The sequence below is a fragment of the Bradyrhizobium sp. TM233 genome (assembly GCF_036247965.1).
Taxonomy (GTDB): domain Bacteria; phylum Pseudomonadota; class Alphaproteobacteria; order Rhizobiales; family Xanthobacteraceae; genus Bradyrhizobium; species Bradyrhizobium ottawaense.
Genome location: NZ_BTIG01000027.1, coordinates 61,866 through 80,562, shown reverse-complemented (window position 1 = coordinate 80,562; position 18,697 = coordinate 61,866). Strand labels below are relative to the sequence as shown.

Annotated in this window: 16 protein-coding genes; 4 read left to right on the top strand and 12 right to left on the bottom strand. The window is 65.1% G+C overall.

All coding sequences use genetic code 11. From position 1 onward, the window contains the following. Positions 1–71 precede the first annotated feature (71 nt). Positions 72–572, top strand: coding sequence for a septal ring lytic transglycosylase RlpA family protein (locus AABA86_RS31175; protein ID WP_212252250.1), 501 nt, complete (start codon positions 72–74; stop codon positions 570–572). 281 nt (positions 573–853) lie between these two features. On the opposite strand, the gene AABA86_RS31170 is transcribed toward AABA86_RS31175, so the two are convergent. After that, positions 854–3,064, bottom strand: a complete 2,211-nt coding sequence (locus AABA86_RS31170; RefSeq protein ID WP_338309516.1) for a primosomal protein N' — start codon at positions 3,062–3,064, stop codon at positions 854–856. A 111-nt stretch (positions 3,065–3,175) separates the two neighbouring features. Here AABA86_RS31170 and AABA86_RS31165 point away from each other — a divergent pair, with 111 nt between their 5' ends. Beyond that, positions 3,176–4,141: a tyrosine recombinase XerC gene (locus AABA86_RS31165; RefSeq protein ID WP_338309515.1), complete on the top strand. Its 966-nt coding sequence runs from the start codon at positions 3,176–3,178 to the stop codon at positions 4,139–4,141. A gap of 100 nt (positions 4,142–4,241) precedes the next feature. Further along, a complete protein-coding gene (locus tag AABA86_RS31160; RefSeq protein ID WP_151646202.1) occupies positions 4,242–4,832 on the top strand; it encodes a DUF4337 domain-containing protein in 591 nt (196 codons plus the stop codon). Positions 4,833–5,029: 197 nt separating this feature from the next. Here AABA86_RS31160 and AABA86_RS31155 read toward each other — a convergent pair whose 3' ends face one another. The 10 genes from AABA86_RS31155 to zapE all read right to left on the bottom strand — a co-directional run bounded on the left by AABA86_RS31155 (position 5,030) and on the right by zapE (position 17,535). After that, positions 5,030–5,560, bottom strand: coding sequence for a hypothetical protein (locus AABA86_RS31155; RefSeq protein ID WP_338309514.1), 531 nt, complete (start codon positions 5,558–5,560; stop codon positions 5,030–5,032). Positions 5,561–5,595: 35 nt separating this feature from the next. After that, complete coding sequence (gene lpdA / locus AABA86_RS31150) at positions 5,596–6,996, bottom strand: dihydrolipoyl dehydrogenase (RefSeq protein ID WP_212252241.1); 1,401 nt, start codon at positions 6,994–6,996, stop codon at positions 5,596–5,598. Between the two features lie 57 nt (positions 6,997–7,053). Then, positions 7,054–7,803, bottom strand: coding sequence for an SDR family oxidoreductase (locus AABA86_RS31145; protein ID WP_338309513.1), 750 nt, complete (start codon positions 7,801–7,803; stop codon positions 7,054–7,056). A 64-nt stretch (positions 7,804–7,867) separates the two neighbouring features. Continuing rightward, on the bottom strand, positions 7,868–9,112 hold the full coding sequence (gene odhB, locus AABA86_RS31140) for a 2-oxoglutarate dehydrogenase complex dihydrolipoyllysine-residue succinyltransferase (RefSeq protein WP_338309512.1): 1,245 nt from the start codon (positions 9,110–9,112) through the stop codon (positions 7,868–7,870). A 150-nt stretch (positions 9,113–9,262) separates the two neighbouring features. After that, a complete protein-coding gene (locus tag AABA86_RS31135; RefSeq protein ID WP_212252236.1) occupies positions 9,263–12,244 on the bottom strand; it encodes a 2-oxoglutarate dehydrogenase E1 component in 2,982 nt (993 codons plus the stop codon). Positions 12,245–12,381: 137 nt separating this feature from the next. Next, positions 12,382–13,266, bottom strand: coding sequence for a succinate--CoA ligase subunit alpha (gene sucD, locus AABA86_RS31130; protein ID WP_212252234.1), 885 nt, complete (start codon positions 13,264–13,266; stop codon positions 12,382–12,384). A 36-nt stretch (positions 13,267–13,302) separates the two neighbouring features. Next, complete coding sequence (locus tag AABA86_RS31125) at positions 13,303–13,782, bottom strand: DUF1579 family protein (protein ID WP_212252233.1); 480 nt, start codon at positions 13,780–13,782, stop codon at positions 13,303–13,305. A gap of 4 nt (positions 13,783–13,786) precedes the next feature. Further along, positions 13,787–14,983 carry an ADP-forming succinate--CoA ligase subunit beta gene (gene sucC, locus AABA86_RS31120; RefSeq protein ID WP_212252231.1) on the bottom strand — a complete coding sequence of 399 codons (1,197 nt, stop codon included), beginning with the start codon at positions 14,981–14,983 and terminating at the stop codon, positions 13,787–13,789. A 206-nt stretch (positions 14,984–15,189) separates the two neighbouring features. Beyond that, the gene (mdh, locus tag AABA86_RS31115) at positions 15,190–16,158 is read right to left on the bottom strand and encodes a malate dehydrogenase (RefSeq protein ID WP_008145224.1); all 969 of its coding nucleotides are present in this window, start codon (positions 16,156–16,158) and stop codon (positions 15,190–15,192) included. A 189-nt stretch (positions 16,159–16,347) separates the two neighbouring features. Next, positions 16,348–17,535, bottom strand: a complete 1,188-nt coding sequence (gene zapE, locus AABA86_RS31110; protein ID WP_338309511.1) for a cell division protein ZapE — start codon at positions 17,533–17,535, stop codon at positions 16,348–16,350. A gap of 139 nt (positions 17,536–17,674) precedes the next feature. Here zapE and AABA86_RS31105 point away from each other — a divergent pair, with 139 nt between their 5' ends. After that, entirely contained in the window at positions 17,675–17,929 is a 255-nt protein-coding gene (locus AABA86_RS31105; RefSeq protein WP_212252226.1) for a type II toxin-antitoxin system VapB family antitoxin, read from the top strand. Positions 17,930–17,988: 59 nt separating this feature from the next. Here AABA86_RS31105 and thpR read toward each other — a convergent pair whose 3' ends face one another. Then, the gene (gene thpR / locus AABA86_RS31100) at positions 17,989–18,525 is read right to left on the bottom strand and encodes an RNA 2',3'-cyclic phosphodiesterase (RefSeq protein WP_038972614.1); all 537 of its coding nucleotides are present in this window, start codon (positions 18,523–18,525) and stop codon (positions 17,989–17,991) included. Positions 18,526–18,697 lie beyond the last annotated feature (172 nt).

Genomic DNA, 18,697 nt, shown 5'->3' with positions numbered 1-18,697 from the left:
CCAACTCGCTCACAAACTGATGGGGGCTCCACTAGCCACATATGTGGCAATACTAGCTTAGGGACCACTAAATGCTGTCTTTGAAGACGCTGGGCGTTGTGACCCGGCCGCGTACGGCGATCGCTTTCATTGCCGCAACTCTCCTCATCGGTGGAACTGCCACCGAGGCTTCCGCCAAATCCCGGCATCACCGGCATCATCATCACCGCCACCACGCTCAGACCGATACCAACGCGACCTCCGATTGGCGCAACGCCAATGCGTCGATGACGCCGACCTCGGGCACGGGCCACAGCTTCTCCGGCATGGCCTCCTTTTACGGCAACGAGTCCGGCAGCCGCACGGCCTCGGGCCAGCGCTTCAACCAGAACGCCCTGACCGCGGCGCACCGCTCGCTGCCGTTCGGCACCAAGCTGCGCGTCACCCATGGCGGCCAGAGCGTCGTCGTCACCATCAACGACCGCGGGCCGTTCATTCGCGGCCGTGTGCTCGACCTCTCCACGGGTGCCGCCCGCGCCATCGGCCTCACCAGTCGCGGCGTCGGCCGCGTCACCGCGGAAGTCGTCTCCTAAGGCGCGATAAAGCGTCTCATCGAGCGCGCGCAGTTTTCATCAGTTTGATGCGCGCATGAAACAAGCCCGCGGTCTTGGGGGACCGCGGGCTTTTTTATTAGTTTATTGGCTCGTCATCGCCGCTCGTGTCCCGGACAAGCTGCAACGCGTGAGCGTTGCGGCGCAGAGCCGGGACCCAGAAGCAGGGAGCTTCTGTGCAACATGGGCCCCGGCTCAGCAGCGCAGCGCTGAAGAGCGCTGCGCTGCGTCCGGGGCACGAGAGGGGAGAGAGCGGTGGCCCGCTATAAGAAGCTCTGCGGATCAACATCCACTTCGAGCTTCTGATTGCCCGTCGGCTTCGGGCAGACCGCGAGCCAATTGCGCAAGTAGTCCGAGAGGTCGAAACCGCGCGCCGATTTCACCAGGATGCGGAAGCGGTAGCGGCCCTTGATCACGGCGAGCGGCGCCTCCGCCGGTCCCAGCACCACGACGCGCTCGTCGCGCGGGGCGAGCGCGACGAGGCGGCGGCCAAGGCCTTCGGCGCTCGGGCGGTCGCCGGCGGAGATGATCAGGCTGGCGAGCCGGCCGAACGGCGGATACAGCGTGCGTTCGCGTAAGTCGATCTCGCTGTCGTAAAAGGCCTCGCGGTCGCAGGCGATCAGCGCCTTCATCACGGGATGATCGGGCTGGTGGGTCTGGAGATAGCCGACACCGCGGCCCTGCTCGCGGCCGGCGCGGCCGATCACCTGGTTGAGCAATTGCCAGGTGCGCTCCGCCGCGCGCGGATCGCCGTTGGAAAGACCAAGATCCGCATCCACCACGCCGACCAGATTGAGCCGCGGGAAATTGTGGCCCTTGGCGACGAGCTGCGTGCCGATGATGATGTCGACGCGGCCCTCCGCGATCTCGGCAAGCTCGCTGCGCATGGTCTCGATCGAGGTGATGAGATCGCTCGACAGCACCATGGTCCGCGCCTGCGGAAACAGCGCGGCGGCCTCCTCCTGCAGGCGCTCGACGCCGGGCCCGACCGCCACCAGCGATTCCTCGGCCGAGCAGTTCGGACAGAGATGCGGCCGCGGCATCGAGAAGCCGCAATGATGGCAAACCAGGCGCTGACGGAAGCGGTGATCGACCAGCCAGGCATCGCAGATGGTGCAGGCGAAGCGGTGGCCGCAGCCGCGGCACAGCGTCAGCGGCGCATAGCCGCGGCGATTGAGGAACAGCAGTGCCTGCTCGCGCTTTTCGATCGCGCCTCTGATCTCGCCGGCCAGCCGCGGCGAGATGAAGCGGCCGCGCGCGGGCGGCTCGCGGCGCATGTCGATGGCCTCGATATGCGGCATGTGCTGGCCGCCGAAGCGCGAGGGCAGCGCGATGCGCTGATAGCGGTTCTTGCGCGCATTGACCTCGGACTCGACCGACGGCGTCGCCGAGGCCAGCACGACCGGAATCTTGGCGATATGCGCGCGCACCACCGCCATGTCGCGGGCGTGATAGTGCACGCCCTCGTCCTGCTTGTAGGCCTGGTCGTGCTCTTCATCGACCACGATCAGGCCGAGATCGGCGTAAGGGAGAAACAGCGCCGAGCGTGCGCCGACCACGACCGGCGCGGTGCCTTCGGAGATCGCCGCCCAGTTGCGCGCGCGGGTGCGCGGCGTCAGCTCGGAATGCCATTCGATCGGCCGTACGCCAAAGCGCTGCGCGAAGCGGTCGAGGAACTGGCCGGTGAGCGCGATCTCCGGCATCAGGATCAGAGTCTGCTTGCCGCGACGGATGGTTTCAGCAATGGCCTCGAAATAGACCTCGGTCTTGCCCGAACCGGTAACGCCGTCGAGCAGCGCGACGTGAAAGGTACCGTTGGCCGCAAGCGCGCGCATCGCGTCCACACCGGCACGCTGCAACGGCGAGAAATCCGGCCGGCCGAAATCCGGATCGGGCACGGGCGGCGGCGCAGGCGGCGGCATCGGCTCGACCGTGAGCGTGCCCTCGTCGACGAGCCCGTCGATCACGCCGGCCGAGACGCCGGCTTCCTTGGCCGCCTCCGACTTGCCGTGCAGCAGCCGGTCCGACAGCACCTCGATCACGCGCTGCCGTGCCGGCGTCAGCCGCCGCGGGGGATCGCCGACCAGGCGCACGCCGGGGCGGACCCGCTCGGGGCCGAGATTCTCGCCCATGCGCAGGCACATGCGCAGCACCATGCCGCGAGGGCTCAGCGTGTAATTGGCGACCCAGTCGACCACCGCCCGCAGCTCGGGCTTGAGCGGCGGGATGTCGAGCTTCTCGCTGACCTCCTTGAGGCGGTTGTGCAGGCGTGGGTCAGGATTGGCGTTTTCCCCCCAGACCACGCCCAGCACCTCGCGCGCCCCGAGCGGCACACCGACGAGATCGCCCGCCTTCAGCTCCATCCCGCGCGGCACCTTGTAGGAATAGGTCTGGTCGAGCGCGACCGGCACCAGCACGTCGACCATGCCGGTCGCGTTGGTGGGGGCGGTGGTGCTGCGCGAGGTGTGATCCATGAACCAAGAATCGGAACCGGGGGCCTCAAGGCTAGCGCCCTGAGGCAGCCTTAGCGAACGATAAACGAGTGTGATGCGATATACTGAGTGGAATCACCACGTCCAGTGCGCATGAGCAAAGCCGTCACCCCACCTATCGAGCTCGCCAGCGCCGATCCCTCGATCGCGCAGGAGATGACGCGCTGGCTGTCGCATCTCGGCGCCGAGCGGCGGTTGTCGCCGAAGACGCTGGAAGCCTATGGCCGCGACTTGCGGCAGTGCCTGGATTTCCTTTGCAGCCATTGGGGCGAACGCGTGACGCTCAAGCGCTTCGCCGCGCTGGAAGCCACCGACGTCCGCGCCTTCATGGCGATGCGTCGCGCCGACGACATTGCCGGCCGCAGCCTGATGCGCGCGCTGGCGGGCCTGCGCTCCTTCGGCCGCTTCCTCGAGCGCGAGGGCAAGGGCAAGGTCGGCGCACTCTCGGCGATCCGTGCGCCGAAGGTGGCCAAGACCTTGCCGAAGCCGCTGCCGATGGCATCGGCCAAGCGCCTTGCCGATGCCGACGAGCGGGCCGGCGAGGATCGCGAGACCTGGATTTTGGCGCGCGACGCTGCCGTGATGGCGTTGCTCTACGGCTCCGGCCTGCGCATCTCCGAAGCGCTCGGGCTGAAGCGCCGCGAGGTGCCGCGTCCCGGCGAGGGCGACGTGCTGATCGTGACAGGCAAAGGCAACAAGACCCGGATGGTGCCGGTGCTGCAGAACGTGCTCGAGCTCGTGCAGGAATATGTTGCGATGTGCCCGTATCCGCTGCCCGCCGAAGGCCCGATCTTCGTCGGCGCGCGCGGCGGTCCCTTGAGCCCGCGCATCATCCAGCTCGCGATGGAGCGGCTGCGCGGCGCGCTCGGCCTGCCCGACAGCGCCACGCCGCACGCGCTGCGGCACTCCTTTGCCACTCATCTTCTGTCACGCGGCGGCGATCTGCGCGCCATCCAGGAATTGCTCGGCCATTCCTCGCTCTCGACCACGCAGATCTATACCGGCATCGATTCGGAGCGACTGCTAGAAGTCTATGCCAGCGCGCATCCAAGGCGCTGAACGCCCCTGATTCCTGACATGAAGCTGTCACAGCGAGCGTGCCTCTTGCGCTCGCCGCGCGGTTCGGTCAATCGTTGTGGAACCGAGGCAGGAGAGACTTATGAGCGCACATGAAAGCATGGAGCATGCCGAGCACGCCGAACACGCGTCCGGCTCGAACAAGAAGATCGCGCTCCTGATCGCCGTGCTGGCGCTGTTCCTGGCGATCTCGGAGACGCTCGGCAAGGGCGCCCAGACCGAATCGATCAGCAAGAACGTCGAGGGCGCCAATCTCTGGGCGTTCTTCCAGGCCAAGAGCATCCGCCGCACCGTGGTGGTGACCGCGGCCGAGCAGGGCAAGCTGACGCTGGCCGGCACCACCGACGACGCCATGAAGGCGACGGTGCAGAAGCAGATCGACGACTGGACCAAGACCGCGCAGCGCTACCGCTCCGAGCCCGAGACCGGCGAAGGCACCGAGCAGCTCGCCGAGAAGGCGAAGCATGCCGAGCACGAGCGCGACGAGGCGACCGCGAAATACCATCACTTCGAGCTGGCCTCGGCCGCCTTCCAGATCGGCATCGTGCTGGCCTCGGCCACCATCATCACCGGCATGTTCGCGCTGGCCTATGTCGCCGGCATTCTGACGCTGGGCGGCATCCTCATGACCGCGCTCGGCCTGTGGTGGCCGCATCTGCTGCATTTGCATTAGTTGGAGCAGGCGGCCGCGCTACGAACTCCGTCATCCTGAGGTGCGAGGCGCGCGATGCACAGCATCGCGCGGGGAGCCTCGAAGGATGAACGGCCACCGCTATGGCTGCATGGAAACAGCCGGGCCGTCGCTCTTCGAGGGCCGCTGAAGGAGCGGCCGCCTCAGGGTGACGGTGAGAGACTGAATGTGCGGGCAGCTCACCGCGCCTGATGCACGCTCTTCCTGAAACGCTGGATCAGACGCAGCGTACGTGACGACCAGCCTTCGCCGTTGCCGGCGATCAGCTCGCGGATGCGGCGCTTGATCGGGTCGACCAGCTCGGCGGCCTTGGCGCGCAGCTTCAGCACCAACGCGTAGATCCGCTCGAACCAGTGCATCTCCAAGAGCTTGTCGCGCGTCACGTCGAACACGAAGGCGGTGACACCGACGCCGAGCATCTTCGCGAAAACGATCGTGAAGACCGCGCTGGTCCAGTATTCATGCGTGAGCAGCCACAGGCCGACCAGCTTGAGCGGAAACAGCGGGACGATGGGGACCGCGAACACGATCAGCGTCATGGCCGGCGACAGCGCATCGACGCGCTCCGTCAGCCATTGCTTGAAGCGCGCCAGCGGGATGGCCGCGACGACCTTTGCAACGATCGGCTCGAGATGGTCCCACAGCCAGGCTTCGATCAGGAAGACGATCGCAAGCAGGACCCAGACCGGTTGAAGAACGCGGCGCAGCATGTGTTTCCCGCCCCGATTCAGCGCTGGGCGCGTGTCTACATATGGATGGCCCGCTTGCCGACTGCAAGCGCGGCTTCCTTGATGGCCTCCGAGCGGGTCGGATGCGCGTGGCAGGTGCGCGCGAGATCTTCCGCACTGCCGCCAAACTCCATGAGGACACAGGCCTCATGGATCATTTCGCCGGCTTCGCGGCCGATAATGTGCACGCCGAGCACGCGATCGGTCTTCGCATCTGCGAGAATCTTCACAAAGCCGTCAGTGGTCTGGTTGACCTTGGAGCGGCCGTTGGCGGTAAAGGGAAATTTCCCGACGGTATAAGCCACGCCCGCCTGCTTCAGTTCCTCCTCGGTCTTGCCGACGGAGGACACTTCCGGCGTGGTATACACGACGCCTGGGATCACATCGTAATTCACGTGGCCGGCTTGGCCGGCGATGATCTCGGCCACCGCCACGCCTTCATCCTCGGCCTTGTGCGCGAGCATCGGGCCTGCGACGACGTCGCCGATGGCATAGACGCCCTTCAGGCTGGTGGCGAAATGCGGATCGATTTGCACGCGGCCACGATTGTCCAGCGCGACGCCGGCCTCCTTCAGGCCAAGCGCGTCGGTGTAGGGCACGCGGCCGATGCAGACCAGAACGACGTCGGCTTCCAGCGTCTCGGCGGCGCCGCCGGCGGCGGGCTCGATGGTCGCCTTCAGCGTCTTGCCTGAGCTGTCGACCGCGGTGACCTTGGCGCCGAGCTTGAACGCAAAGCCCTGCTTCTCGAGGATGCGCTGGAATTGTTTTGCAATTTCGCCGTCCATGCCGGGCAGGATGCGGTCGAGGAATTCAACGACGACGACTTCGGCGCCGAGACGATGCCAGACCGAGCCGAGCTCGAGGCCGATCACGCCGGCGCCGACGATCAAGAGCTTGCCGGGGACCTTGTCCAGCGACAGCGCGCCGGTCGAGGATACGATGCGCTTCTCGTCGATCTCGATGCCCTTGAGGCGCGCGATGTCCGAGCCGGTCGCGATCACGATGTTCTTGGTGTCGATCGTCTGCGACTTGCCGTCGGCGGAGACTTCCACCTTGCCGGTCCCCAAGATCTTGCCGGTGCCCTTGAGCACGTCGATCTTGTTCTTCTTCATCAGGAACTCGACGCCCTTGACGTTGCCGTCGATGCCCTGCTGCTTGAAGTTCATCATCGCGGGAAGATCGAGCTTCGGCGACGACACCGACACGCCCATCTTGGCGAAGGAATGCCCGGCTTCCTCGAACATCTCGGACGCGTGCAACAGCGCCTTCGACGGCATGCAGCCGACATTGAGGCAGGTGCCGCCGAGGGTTGCGTTCTTTTCGACCACGGCGACCTTCATGCCGAGCTGGGCTGCGCGCACCGCGCAGACATAACCGCCAGGTCCGGTGCCGATGACGACGAGATCGTAGGTAGCCATGAGAGAAAGTCCCGTAAGGTTAGGCGTGATGAGGATGCGTCAGCGTCCGCCGGTGCGTCAGCGTCCGCCGGACACATCGAGAATGGCTGAGGTGACATAGGAGGCCTCGTCCGACATCAGCCAGACGATGGCATTGGCGATTTCATCTGATGTGCCGACGCGCTTCATCGGCACCAGATGGGCCAGGCGATGGGCGCGGTCGGGCTCCCCGCCGGCGGCGTGGATTTCGGTGTCGATCAGGCCGGGACGGATCGCGGCGACGCGGATGCCCTCCCCCGCGACCTCGTGGCCGAGGCCGACGGTGAAAGAATCGATTGCGCCCTTCGACGCCGCATAATCGACATAGGTGTTGGGCGAGCCGAGCTTGGCGGCGACCGACGACAAATTGACGATGACGCCGCCCTTGCCGCCGTGCTTGGTCGACATCCGCTTCACCGCTTCGCGCGCGCAGAGGATCGAGCCGGTGACGTTGACCGCCATCACGCGCTGGATGCGCTCGGCCGACATCTCGTCGACGCGCACGCCGCTCTGGCCGACGATGCCGCCATTGTTGACGAGCGCCCCTAACGTGCCGAACTTGTCGGCCGCCTTGAACAACTCGAGGATGTCGCCTTCCTCGGCGACATCGCACTTCACCGCGATCGCCTTGCCGTTGCTGGCCTCGATCAGCGCGACCACCTCGTCGGCGGCCTTCTTGTTGCTGGCATAGCCGACCACGACGCGGAAGCCGCGCGCGGCCGCCGCAATCGCGGTCGCCCGCCCGATGCCGCGGCTGCCGCCGGTGATGACAACGACTTTATCCGTCACGCGCGCCTCCATGGTTCGACACGCGCCGTCGCGAATGGCGACGGCGCTCGCAGAGCATCAAGGATCAGAGATCGAGCACCAGACGCGCCGGATCTTCCAGGCTCTCCTTGACGCGAACCAGGAAGGTGACGGCTTCCTTGCCGTCGATGACGCGGTGATCGTAGGACAGCGCCAGATACATCATCGGGCGGACCTCGATCTTGCCGCCGACGACCATCGGCCGCTCCTGGATCTTGTGCATGCCGAGGATGCCGGACTGCGGCGCGTTCAGGATCGGGGTCGACATCAGCGAACCGTAGATGCCGCCATTGGTGATGGTGAAGGTGCCGCCCTGCATCTCGTCGATCTTGAGCTGGCCGTCACGGGCACGGCGGCCGAAATCGGCGATGCCCTTCTCGATGTCCGCGATCGACTTGTGGTCGCAGTCGCGCACCACGGGCACGACGAGGCCCTTGTCGGTGCCGACGGCGACGCCGATGTGATAGTAGTTCTTGTAGATCAAATCGGTGCCGTCGATCTCGGCGTTGACGGCCGGGATGTCCTTCAGCGCCTGCACGACGGCCTTGGTGAAGAAGCCCATGAAGCCGAGCTTGGAGCCGTGCTTCTTCTCGAACGCATCCTTGTAGTGGGCACGCAGCGCCATCACGTTGGTCATGTCGACCTCGTTGAAGGTCGTCAGCATGGCGGCGGTGTTCTGCACGTCCTTGAGGCGGCGCGCGATGGTCTGGCGCAGCCGGGTCATCTTGACGCGCTCTTCGCGGGCGGCGTCATCGGCCGGCGACGGCGCGCGGACCTGCACGGCGGCGGCGGGCTGGTTGACCGGGGTCGGCGCCGAGGCCGCACGCTCGATCGCAGCCAACATGTCGCCCTTGGTGACGCGACCATCCTTGCCGGAGCCGGGAACGGTGGAGGCATCGACGCCGGTCTCAGCCGAGAGCTTGCGCACGGACGGGGCGAGCGGCGCGTCGGCCGGCGGCGCCTTCGCGGCCGGGGCCGGCGCGGAAGCAGCAGCGGCGGCAGGAGCGGCAGCGGCGGGCTTGGCGGGCGCGGCGGCCGGCTTGGCAGCGCCTGCGGCCCCTTCCGTGATCTGGCCGAGCAGCGCGCCGACCGCGACGGTGGCGCCATCGGCGGCGATGATCTCGCTCAGCGTGCCGGCGGAGGGCGCCGGGACCTCGATGGTGACCTTGTCGGTCTCGAGCTCCACCAACGGCTCGTCGACGGCGACGGGGTCGCCGGCCTTCTTGAACCAGCGGCCGATGGTGGCCTCGGTGACGGATTCGCCGAGCGTCGGCACACGAATTTCAGTCATGGTCTTTTCCTTAAGGGATCGCCGGTGCGGTCATAAGTCGGTCGTCAATGGCCCGCGAAAAGCAAGCCATCCAGCGAGCCGGGACGTTCGCAGTCGCGACCTACTGGATGCCCCGCTCTTCCGAGCGGGGCATGACGCAGTTAAGAAAGTTCAGCTCAGTGCTTCGTCCAGGAACGCCTTCAACTGCGCCTGATGCTTGGACATCAGACCAGTGGCGGTCGCGGCGGAAGCGGCGCGGCCGACATAACGCGGACGCCGGCTCACGCCGTTCACCTGGTTCAGCACCCATTCCAGATAGGGCTCGATGAAGTGCCAGGCACCCATGTTGCGGGGCTCTTCCTGGCACCACACCACTTCGGCCTTCTTGAAGCGCGACAGCTCGGCCACCAGCGCCTTCAGCGGCACCGGATAGAGCTGCTCGACGCGCATCAGATAGATGTCGTCGATGCCGCGCTTCTCGCGCTCCTCGTAGAGGTCGTAATAGACCTTGCCGGAGCACAGCACGATGCGGCGGACCTTCTCGTCCGGAACGAGCTTCATGGCTTCGTTCGGCAGCATCTGGGCGTCATCATAGAGGATGCGGTGGAAGGTCGTGTCCTTCGCAAGCTCCTCGATGCGCGATACTGCCCGCTTGTGACGCAGCAGCGACTTCGGCGTCATCACGATCAGCGGCTTGCGGATCTCGCGATGAAGCTGGCGCCGCAGCACGTGGAAGTAGTTCGCCGGCGTGGTCGGGTAGACCACCTGCATGTTGTCTTCGGCGCACATCTGCAGGTAACGCTCGAGTCGCGCCGAGGAGTGCTCCGGTCCCTGCCCCTCATAGCCGTGCGGCAGCAGGCAGACGAGGCCGGACATGCGCAGCCATTTGCGCTCGCCCGAGGAGATGAACTGGTCGAACACGACCTGCGCGCCGTTGGCGAAGTCGCCGAACTGGGCTTCCCAGAGGGTCAGCGTGTTCGGTTCGGCGAGCGAGTAGCCGTATTCGAAGCCGAGCACGGCTTCTTCCGACAGCAGCGAGTTGATGACCTCGTAATGGCCCTGCTCGTTGCCGAGATGGTTGAACGGCGTGTAGCGGCTCTCGTCCTCCTGGTCGATCAGGACCGAGTGGCGCTGCGAGAAGGTGCCGCGCTCCGAATCCTGTCCGGACAGACGGACGTGGTGGTTTTCGTGCAGCAGCGTGCAGAACGCCAGCGCCTCGCCGGTCGCCCAGTCGATGCCCGCGTTGCCGTCGATCGCCTTGGCGCGGTTTTCCAGGAAGCGCTGGATGGTGCGGTGGACGCGGAAGCCGTCCGGCACCTTGGTGATCTTGCGGCCGATGTCCTTCAGGATCGGAAGATCGACGCCGGTGACGCCGCGGCGGGCGTCCTCTTCCTGGTCGGCGATCTTGAAGCCCGCCCACTTGCCGTCGAGCCAGTCGGCCTTGTTCGGCTTGTAGGAGGTGCCGGCCTCGAACTCGGCATCGAGCCGGGCGCGCCAGTCGGCCTTGGCCTTGTCGACCTCGCCCTGGGTCATCACGCCTTCGCCGATCAGGCGGCGAGCGTAGAGCTCGAGCGTCGAGGGATGCGCGGCGATGCGCTTGTACATCACCGGCTGGGTGAAGGCCGGCTCGTCGCCCTCGTTGTGGCCATGCCTGCGGTAGCAGAACATGTCGATGACGACGGGCTTGTGGAATTTCTGCCGGAACTCGGTCGCGACCTTGGCCGCGAACACCACGGCTTCCGGATCGTCGCCGTTCACGTGGAAGATCGGCGCGTCGATCATCTTCGCCACATCCGACGGATAGGGCGAGGAGCGCGAGTAACGCGGATAGGTGGTGAAGCCGATCTGGTTGTTGACGATGAAGTGCACGGAGCCGCCGGTGCGGTAGCCCTTCAGGTCGGACAGACCGAAGCACTCGGCGACCACGCCCTGGCCGGCGAACGCGGCGTCGCCGTGCATCAGCAGCGGCATGACGGAGATGCGCATGTCCGGCGGATCGCCGTGCTGGTCCTGCTTCGCACGCACCTTGCCGAGCACGACGGGATCGACGATCTCGAGATGCGAGGGATTGGCGGTCAGCGACAGATGGATGCGGTTGCCGTCGAACTCGCGGTCCGAGGATGCGCCGAGATGATATTTGACGTCGCCCGAGCCTTCGACCGCGTCGGGGTTGGCCGAGCCGCCCTTGAACTCGTGGAACAGGGCGCGGTGCGCCTTGCCCATCACCTGCGTCAGCACGTTGAGGCGGCCGCGATGCGGCATGCCCAGCACGATCTCCTTCACGCCGAGATTGCCACCGCGCTTGATGATCTGCTCGAGCGCGGGGATCAGCGATTCAGCGCCGTCGAGACCGAAGCGCTTGGTGCCGGTGAACTTGGTGTCGCAGAACTTTTCAAAACCTTCGGCTTCGACCAGCTTGGTCAGGATGGCTCTGCGGCCTTCGCGGGTGAACGAGATCTCCTTGTCCGGACCCTCGATGCGCTCCTGGATCCAGGCCTTCTGCGCGGCGTTGCTGATGTGCATGAACTCGACGCCGAGCGTCTGGCAATAGGTGCGCTCGCAGATCGCGGTGATCTCGCGCAAGCTGCCGTATTCGAGACCGAGCACGTGGTCGAGGAAGATCTTGCGGTCGAAATCGGCTTCGCTGAAGCCGTAGGTGCGGGGGTCGAGCTCTTCGCGGTTGCGCGGGGCCTCGATGCCGAGCGGATCGAGCTTGGCGTGGAAGTGACCGCGCATGCGGTAGGAGCGGATCAGCATCAGGGCGCGGACGGAGTCGCGCGTCGCCTGGAGCAGGTCGGCGGAGGAGAGGCCGGCGCCCTTGTCGCCCCCCTTATCGCCTCCCTTGGCCTGCGCCTTGGCGGCGATCTTGGCACCGACCGCCTTCTCGACTTCGGCCCAGTTGCCGTCGAGGGCGGAGGTGAGATCGTCCTGCGGGGTCAGCGGCCAGTTGGTGCGCTCCCAGGACGGGCCCGCGGCGTTCTTCCGGACGTCAGCGGGCTGGTCGTTCAGGCTCTTGAAGAACTCCTGCCACTCGGCGTCGACCGAGGATGGGTCCTTCTCGTAGCGGGCGTAGATTTCGTCGATGTAGGTGGCGTTGGTGCCCTGCAAAAAGGAGGACAAGGCAAAGGCTGCGTTCGCGTCCTGGCGAGACATACTGGAGTTCCTGGCGATTTCGGTTCGCGCATAACAAACGGCGCTGGCACCGAGCTCCCCGGCAGAGGCTCGGTGCGACAGGCACCCTTTACCCTATTTGCTGCGAAACTTCGCCCGGAAAAGTACGAAGAAGTGAATTAGCCTTTCAACTTTTCGGCAAGCGTATGGCCGAGGCGGGCGGGCGACGGAGACACTGTAATCCCAGCCGATTTCATCGCCTCGGTCTTGGAACCGGCGTCGCCCTTGCCGCCCGAGATGATCGCGCCGGCATGGCCCATGCGGCGGCCGGGAGGGGCGGTGACACCGGCGATGAAGCCGACCATCGGCTTCTTGCGGCCCCGCTTGGCCTCGTCCTTGAGGAACTGGGCGGCGTCCTCCTCGGCGGAACCGCCGATCTCGCCGATCATGATGATCGACTCCGTCTTGGGGTCGCCGAGCAGCATTTCGAGCACGTCGATGAACTCGGTTCCCTTGACCGGGTCGCCGCCGATGCCGACAGCGGTGGTCTGGCCGAGGCCTTCCTGGGAGGTCTGGAACACGGCTTCATAGGTCAGCGTGCCCGAGCGGGAGACGATGCCGACCGAGCCGGTCTTGAAGATGTTGGCGGGCATGATGCCGATCTTGCACTCGCCGGCGGTCATGACGCCCGGGCAGTTCGGCCCGATCAGGCGCGACTTGGAAGCCGCGAGCGAGCGCTTCACGCGCACCATGTCGATGACGGGAATGCCCTCGGTGATGCAGACGATCAGCGGGATCTCGGCGTCGATGGCTTCGCAGATCGCATCCGCGGCGCCCGGCGGCGGCACGTAGATCACCGACGCATCGGCGCCGGTCTTCTCACGCGCATCGCGCACGGTGTCGAACACCGGCAGGCCCAGATGCGTCGCGCCGCCTTTGCCCGGCGAGGTGCCGCCGACCATCTTGGTGCCATAGGCGATCGCAGCCTCGGAGTGGAAGGTGCCGTTCTTGCCGGTGAAGCCCTGGCAGATGACCTTGGTGTTCTTGTCGATCAGGATGGACATGAGGTCTGCTTTCGCGAAACTAACAGAGTGAGAGGGTCAGTGGATGCGGCGGTAGACGCCGGTGAGCACGTCGGCCCAGCCTTCCGCGTCCGGCGAGAACTGGATCTTCAACGAGTAGGAATCCTCATTGATGATTTCGTAGACGTGGCGCGCATTGCCGCGGAGCGAGCCGCGCACCAGCGTCAGGGTCTTGCCGACCCACCCGCCGGAGGCGGGCGAAGGCGGCGTGTAGCCGAGCGAATCGTACCAGAACAGTTTGTAGGTCCGGTCGTCGCGGTCGTAGGTGAAGATGCCGTGGGTGGCGAAGATCTGCTTGCCGTCGCGCATCTGGACACTGTCCTGGATCAGATAGAACCCATTGAGATCCATGCGCGCGACGGTGCGCGATGTCGCCGGCCCGCCCGCATTCCAGCGCGACGGGAAGACCACCTCTTCGCCATCCCATTCGCCGGCGAACGCGGCGAGGCGCGCGTGCTCGGGAAGCGGAGATGATGCGGCGAGATGGTCCTGGGCCATGGCCTTAGCCTCCCTTGACGGCCTTCACGATCTTCTGCGCGGCGTCGTCGAGATTGTCGGCGGGCACCACGTTCAGTCCCGATTCATTGATGATCTTCTTGCCGAGCTCGACATTGGTACCTTCGAGGCGGACCACCAGCGGCACGCTGAGGCCGACTTCACGAACGGCAGCCGTGACGCCCTCGGCGATCACGTCGCACTTCATGATGCCGCCGAAGATGTTGACCAGGATGCCCTTCACGTTGGGATCGGCGGTGATGATCTTGAAGGCGGCCGCGACCTTTTCCTTGCTGGCGCTGCCGCCGACGTCGAGGAAGTTCGCCGGCGCCATGCCGTAGAGCTTGATGATGTCCATCGTCGCCATGGCGAGGCCGGCGCCGTTGACCATGCATCCGATGTTGCCGTCGAGCGTGACATAATTGAGATCATGCTTGGACGCCTCGATCTCCTTGGCGTCTTCCTCGGTCTCGTCGCGCAGCGCGAGCACTTCGGGGTGACGGAACAGCGCGTTGTCGTCGAACGACACCTTGGCGTCGAGCACGCGGAGCTGGCCCTGCTTGGTCACGACCAGCGGGTTGATCTCCAGCATCGACATGTCCTTGGCGACGAACGCCGCGTAGAGCTGCGCGGTGAGCTTCTCGGCCTGCTTGGCGAGATCACCGGAGAGCTTGAGCGCGTTCGCAACCGTGCGGCCGTGATGGCCCATGATGCCGGTGGCGGGATCGACGGAGAAGGTCACGATCTTCTCAGGGCTGTTGTGCGCGACGTCCTCGATGTTGACGCCGCCTTCGGTCGACACCACGAAGGAGACGCGCGAGGTCTCGCGGTCGACCAGGATCGAGAGATAGAACTCCTTGTCGATGTCGGAGCCGTCCTCGATGTAGAGGCGGTTGACCTGCTTGCCGGCGGGACCGGTCTGGATCGTCACCAGCGTGGCGCCGAGCATCTGCTTGGCGAACTCGGTGACCTCCGCGGCCGATTTGGCGATGCGGACGCCGCCCTTGTCGCCGGCCGAGGCTTCCTTGAACTTGCCCTTGCCGCGGCCGCCGGCGTGGATCTGGCTCTTCACCACATAGACCGGACCCGGCAGCGCCTTCGCGGCGGCTTCGGCGTCGGCGGCTTTAAGGACCGGCACGCCCTTGGAGATCGGCACGCCGAACTCACCCAGCAGCGCTTTGGCCTGATATTCATGGATATTCATATGGTCGCTCCCTGAACCCGCGGGCGGTGACCTCTAGGGCCCACCTCAGTCTTGTGGCTGGCATACCATATACCACAGGAACTGCAACCGGGATTCTTTGACATCGATCTCTGGACTGCCGACCCGGGGCCTGTCCCGACAACCGGGCCCCGGAAATGAAACCGCCGAAGACCGGTTTTCGGGCTTCGGCGGGAAGTGCTTGACCCTTAGCGGCCGAGAAGATCGGGGGCGATCTTCTTGCAGGCGTCGACCAGGCCCTGCACCGCGCCGACCGACTTGTCGAAGGCCTCGCGGTCCTTGCCGGCGAGCTCGATCTCAACGACGCGCTCGACGCCCTTGGAGCCGATCACGACGGGCACGCCGACATACATGTCCTTCACGCCGTATTCGCCGTTCAGGTACGCGGCCGAGGGCAGCACGCGCTTCTTGTCACGCAGATAGCTCTCGGCCATCGCGATCGCCGAGGCGGCCGGCGCGTAGAAGGCCGAGCCGGTCTTGAGCAAATTGACGATCTCGGCGCCGCCGTTGCGGGTGCGGTCGACGATCTCGTCGAGACGCGCCTGCGAGGTCCAGCCCATCTTGACGAGATCGGGCAGCGGAATGCCGGCGACGGTGGAATACTTCACCAGCGGCACCATGGTGTCGCCATGGCCGCCGAGCACGAAGGCGGTGACGTCTTCGACCGAGACGTTGAACTCATCGGCCAGGAAGTAGCGGAAGCGCGCCGAATCCAGCACGCCGGCCATGCCGACGACCTTCTTGTGCGGCAGGCCGCTAGCCTTCTGCAGCGCCCAGACCATGGCGTCGAGCGGGTTGGTGATGCAGATGACGAAGGCGTCCGGGGCGTACTTCTTGATGCCGGCGCCGACCTGCTCCATGACCTTGAGGTTGATGGAGAGAAGATCGTCGCGGCTCATGCCGGGCTTGCGCGGCACGCCGGCGGTGACGATGCAGACCTTGGCATTGTCGAGCGCTTCATAGGAGTTGGCGCCGGTGTAGTGGGCGTCAAAACCGTCGACCGGCGAGGACTGCGCGATGTCGAGCGCCTTGCCCTGCGGCACGCCTTCGGCGATGTCGAACATCACCACGTCGCCCAGCTCTTTCAGGCCGATGAGATGAGCCAGCGTTCCGCCGATCTGACCGGAGCCAATCAAAGCAATCTTGTCGCGCGCCATGTGAGCCTGTCCTTTAGACACGTAAGGTGGGGAAAACTGAGAGGCTGGTTATCCCTTTCGCCTCCCCCGTTCAAGTCGCCGGATGCCCATTTGTCGGGCTTGGCGCGTATACAAGCGCAACCCCGTCATTCCGGGGCGCGACGAAAGTCGCGAGCCCGGAATGACGGGGAATTGGAATAGGAATAGGACTTAAGTCTCTACCAGCCCCTTGGTGGAGCCGCTGGCGGTGGAATCCTTGCGGCCGTGAGCCAGCGCCAGATAGGATTCCGAGCTCATCTCGATCAGGCGCGAGGCCGTCCGCTTGAACTCCATGGCCTCAACGCCCTCATGTGCCAGGTAGAGCGAGATCGGGTTGGCGTCGGCCGAGGCCATCAGCTTCACCGCATTGTCATAGAGCGCGTCGATCAGCGTGATGAAGCGCTTGGCGGCGTTGCGCTGGGACAGGTCCATCACTGGAATATGGTCGACCAGGATGGTGTGATAGTCGTGCGCCAGCCTAAGGTAGTCCGATGCCCCCAGCGGCTTCTCGCAGAGATCGGCGAAGGTGAACCGGGCCACGCCATGGGCCGAGCACGGCACGTGCAGGATGCGGCCCTTGATCGAAATGTCGCGCGAGCGGCATTTGGCGCTGCCCGACATCCGCGACCAGGCGCGGTCGAGCGCCGCGTCCGCGTCAGCGTCCGCCGGCGTCAGCCACATCGGCACGCCCTGCAGCTTTTCGAGGCGGAAGTCGGTGCGCGCATCGAGCCGCGCGACGTCCATGTGGTCGGTGATCTGCTTGATGAAGGGCAGGAACAGCGACCGGTTCAGGCCGCCCTTGTAGAGATCGTCAGGTGCGACGTTGGAGGTCGCGACCACGACGGTGCCGAGCTCGAACAATTTTGCGAACAGGCGGCCGAGGATCATCGCGTCCGCAATATCGGTGACGTGGAATTCGTCGAAGCAGAGCAGCCAGCTCTCCTCGAAGATCGCATTCGCGGTCAGCGCGATGACGTCGCCGTCGGCGATCTCGCCGCGCGCGATGCTCTGGCGATAGTCATAGATGCGCTCATGCACGTCGGCCATGAATTCGTGGAAATGCGCGCGCCGCTTGTGCTCGACCGAGGCGTGCTGGAAGAACAGGTCCATCAGCATGGTCTTGCCGCGGCCAACCTCGCCATGGATGTAGAGCCCGTGCGGCGGCTCGTCCTTGTCGCTGCTGCTGAACAGGCGAGCGAGCAGGCCCTGCTTGCGCTGTGGGTTGTAGTTGGCGAGCCGGAGATCGAGCGCAGCATAGGCTTCGGCGACCTCGGCCTGCGCGGCGTCCGGCTCGATCGCACCGGAGGCGATCTGGGCCTGATACGCGTCGCTGAAGGGGGAACTGGGGGTCGAGAGCATGGCCCTTTACCGCCAGAGACGGACGGAAATTGCAACGGTATATTGGCGCAAGGGGCGTATGCGCTTACCCTCATCTACGCGGGTGCGGGCGGATGATTGAAATATCAGAGAGTTAAGCGGCTATTTTGAGGTTCCTGACATGACTCTTAGTATCGAGGACCCCGAGACTGAGCATCTCGCGTGGAGGCTGACGCAACTCACCGGCGAGACAGTTGTGACCGCAACGAAGCGGGCTATCGAGGAGCGGCTTAGCCGGATCGACAATCAGCGCCGCAAGACTGCTCTCTTGGACGATATGGCCGCGATCCGCCGACGCTGGAGCGAGCTGCCGGTGATAGCCGACCAGACGGCAGACGAAATTGTTGCCTATGACAAACACGGATTGCCATTCTGACGGCGATAGACGCTACGCGTCTACGCGCCATACGGCCCCATCTTCTTGCGCGCCGCTTCTCACTCACACAGCTCGTAGGCGTCCTCGACCACGTACGGACCGCCGCCGGTCGATGCCCGCGACGAGAACAGCACGAAGCGCTCGGCCATGAACGCCTTGCTCGGGAAGTAGCCGCGCAGCGAGAGATAGTCGGCGACGTCGCGATCGCTGGCATCGTGCAGACGGGCCAGCGTCACATGCGGGATGTATTTGCGCCCCTCGGGGTTGAGACCGATCCGCTGCATCATCCGTTCGAGCTCGGCCTGCAATTCCATCAGCGGCTTGCTCGGCGCGATCGTCGCAACGACTGCGCGCGGCTTGCGGCCGCCGAAACTCATGAGCCCCTGCACCTTCACCTCGAACGGCTTGCGGTCGACGCGAAACAGCATCGATGCGATCTCGTTGGCTGACATGCCGTCGATATCGCCGATGAAGCGCAGGGTGACGTGATAATTTTCGGGATCGATCCAGCGGGCGCCGGGAAGGCCACCCCGCAAGTTGGAAAGCGTCTGGCTGACTTCGGCCGGGATTTCCAGACCAGTGAACAAACGCGGCATCGTTTCGCACTCCCGATGCTTGGGCATGATCCCTGGGAAGGATCATATCCAAATTTTAGAGCCGGTGACGAATCACCGGTACCCTGATTCCTATCGCGTTTGTGTGACTCTGCGAAGCATCGCGCGCCTCACCCCGGTAAAACCCTGGGTATGAGGCTTGGCGCTGCCTGCT

What these genes read in the sequence shown, in the direction of transcription:
- AABA86_RS31175 (WP_212252250.1), top strand. Translation starts at nt 72, where the DNA reads ATGCTGTCTTTGAAGACGCTGGGCGTTGTGACCCGGCCGCGTACGGCG.
- AABA86_RS31170 (WP_338309516.1), bottom strand. Translation starts at nt 3,064, where the DNA reads ATGGATCACACCTCGCGCAGCACCACCGCCCCCACCAACGCGACCGGC.
- AABA86_RS31165 (WP_338309515.1), top strand. Translation starts at nt 3,176, where the DNA reads ATGAGCAAAGCCGTCACCCCACCTATCGAGCTCGCCAGCGCCGATCCC.
- AABA86_RS31160 (WP_151646202.1), top strand. Translation starts at nt 4,242, where the DNA reads ATGAGCGCACATGAAAGCATGGAGCATGCCGAGCACGCCGAACACGCG.
- AABA86_RS31155 (WP_338309514.1), bottom strand. Translation starts at nt 5,560, where the DNA reads ATGCTGCGCCGCGTTCTTCAACCGGTCTGGGTCCTGCTTGCGATCGTC.
- lpdA (WP_212252241.1), bottom strand. Translation starts at nt 6,996, where the DNA reads ATGGCTACCTACGATCTCGTCGTCATCGGCACCGGACCTGGCGGTTAT.
- odhB (WP_338309512.1), bottom strand. Translation starts at nt 9,112, where the DNA reads ATGACTGAAATTCGTGTGCCGACGCTCGGCGAATCCGTCACCGAGGCC.
- AABA86_RS31135 (WP_212252236.1), bottom strand. Translation starts at nt 12,244, where the DNA reads ATGTCTCGCCAGGACGCGAACGCAGCCTTTGCCTTGTCCTCCTTTTTG.
- sucD (WP_212252234.1), bottom strand. Translation starts at nt 13,266, where the DNA reads ATGTCCATCCTGATCGACAAGAACACCAAGGTCATCTGCCAGGGCTTC.
- AABA86_RS31125 (WP_212252233.1), bottom strand. Translation starts at nt 13,782, where the DNA reads ATGGCCCAGGACCATCTCGCCGCATCATCTCCGCTTCCCGAGCACGCG.
- sucC (WP_212252231.1), bottom strand. Translation starts at nt 14,983, where the DNA reads ATGAATATCCATGAATATCAGGCCAAAGCGCTGCTGGGTGAGTTCGGC.
- mdh (WP_008145224.1), bottom strand. Translation starts at nt 16,158, where the DNA reads ATGGCGCGCGACAAGATTGCTTTGATTGGCTCCGGTCAGATCGGCGGA.
- zapE (WP_338309511.1), bottom strand. Translation starts at nt 17,535, where the DNA reads ATGCTCTCGACCCCCAGTTCCCCCTTCAGCGACGCGTATCAGGCCCAG.
- AABA86_RS31105 (WP_212252226.1), top strand. Translation starts at nt 17,675, where the DNA reads ATGACTCTTAGTATCGAGGACCCCGAGACTGAGCATCTCGCGTGGAGG.
- thpR (WP_038972614.1), bottom strand. Translation starts at nt 18,525, where the DNA reads ATGCCGCGTTTGTTCACTGGTCTGGAAATCCCGGCCGAAGTCAGCCAG.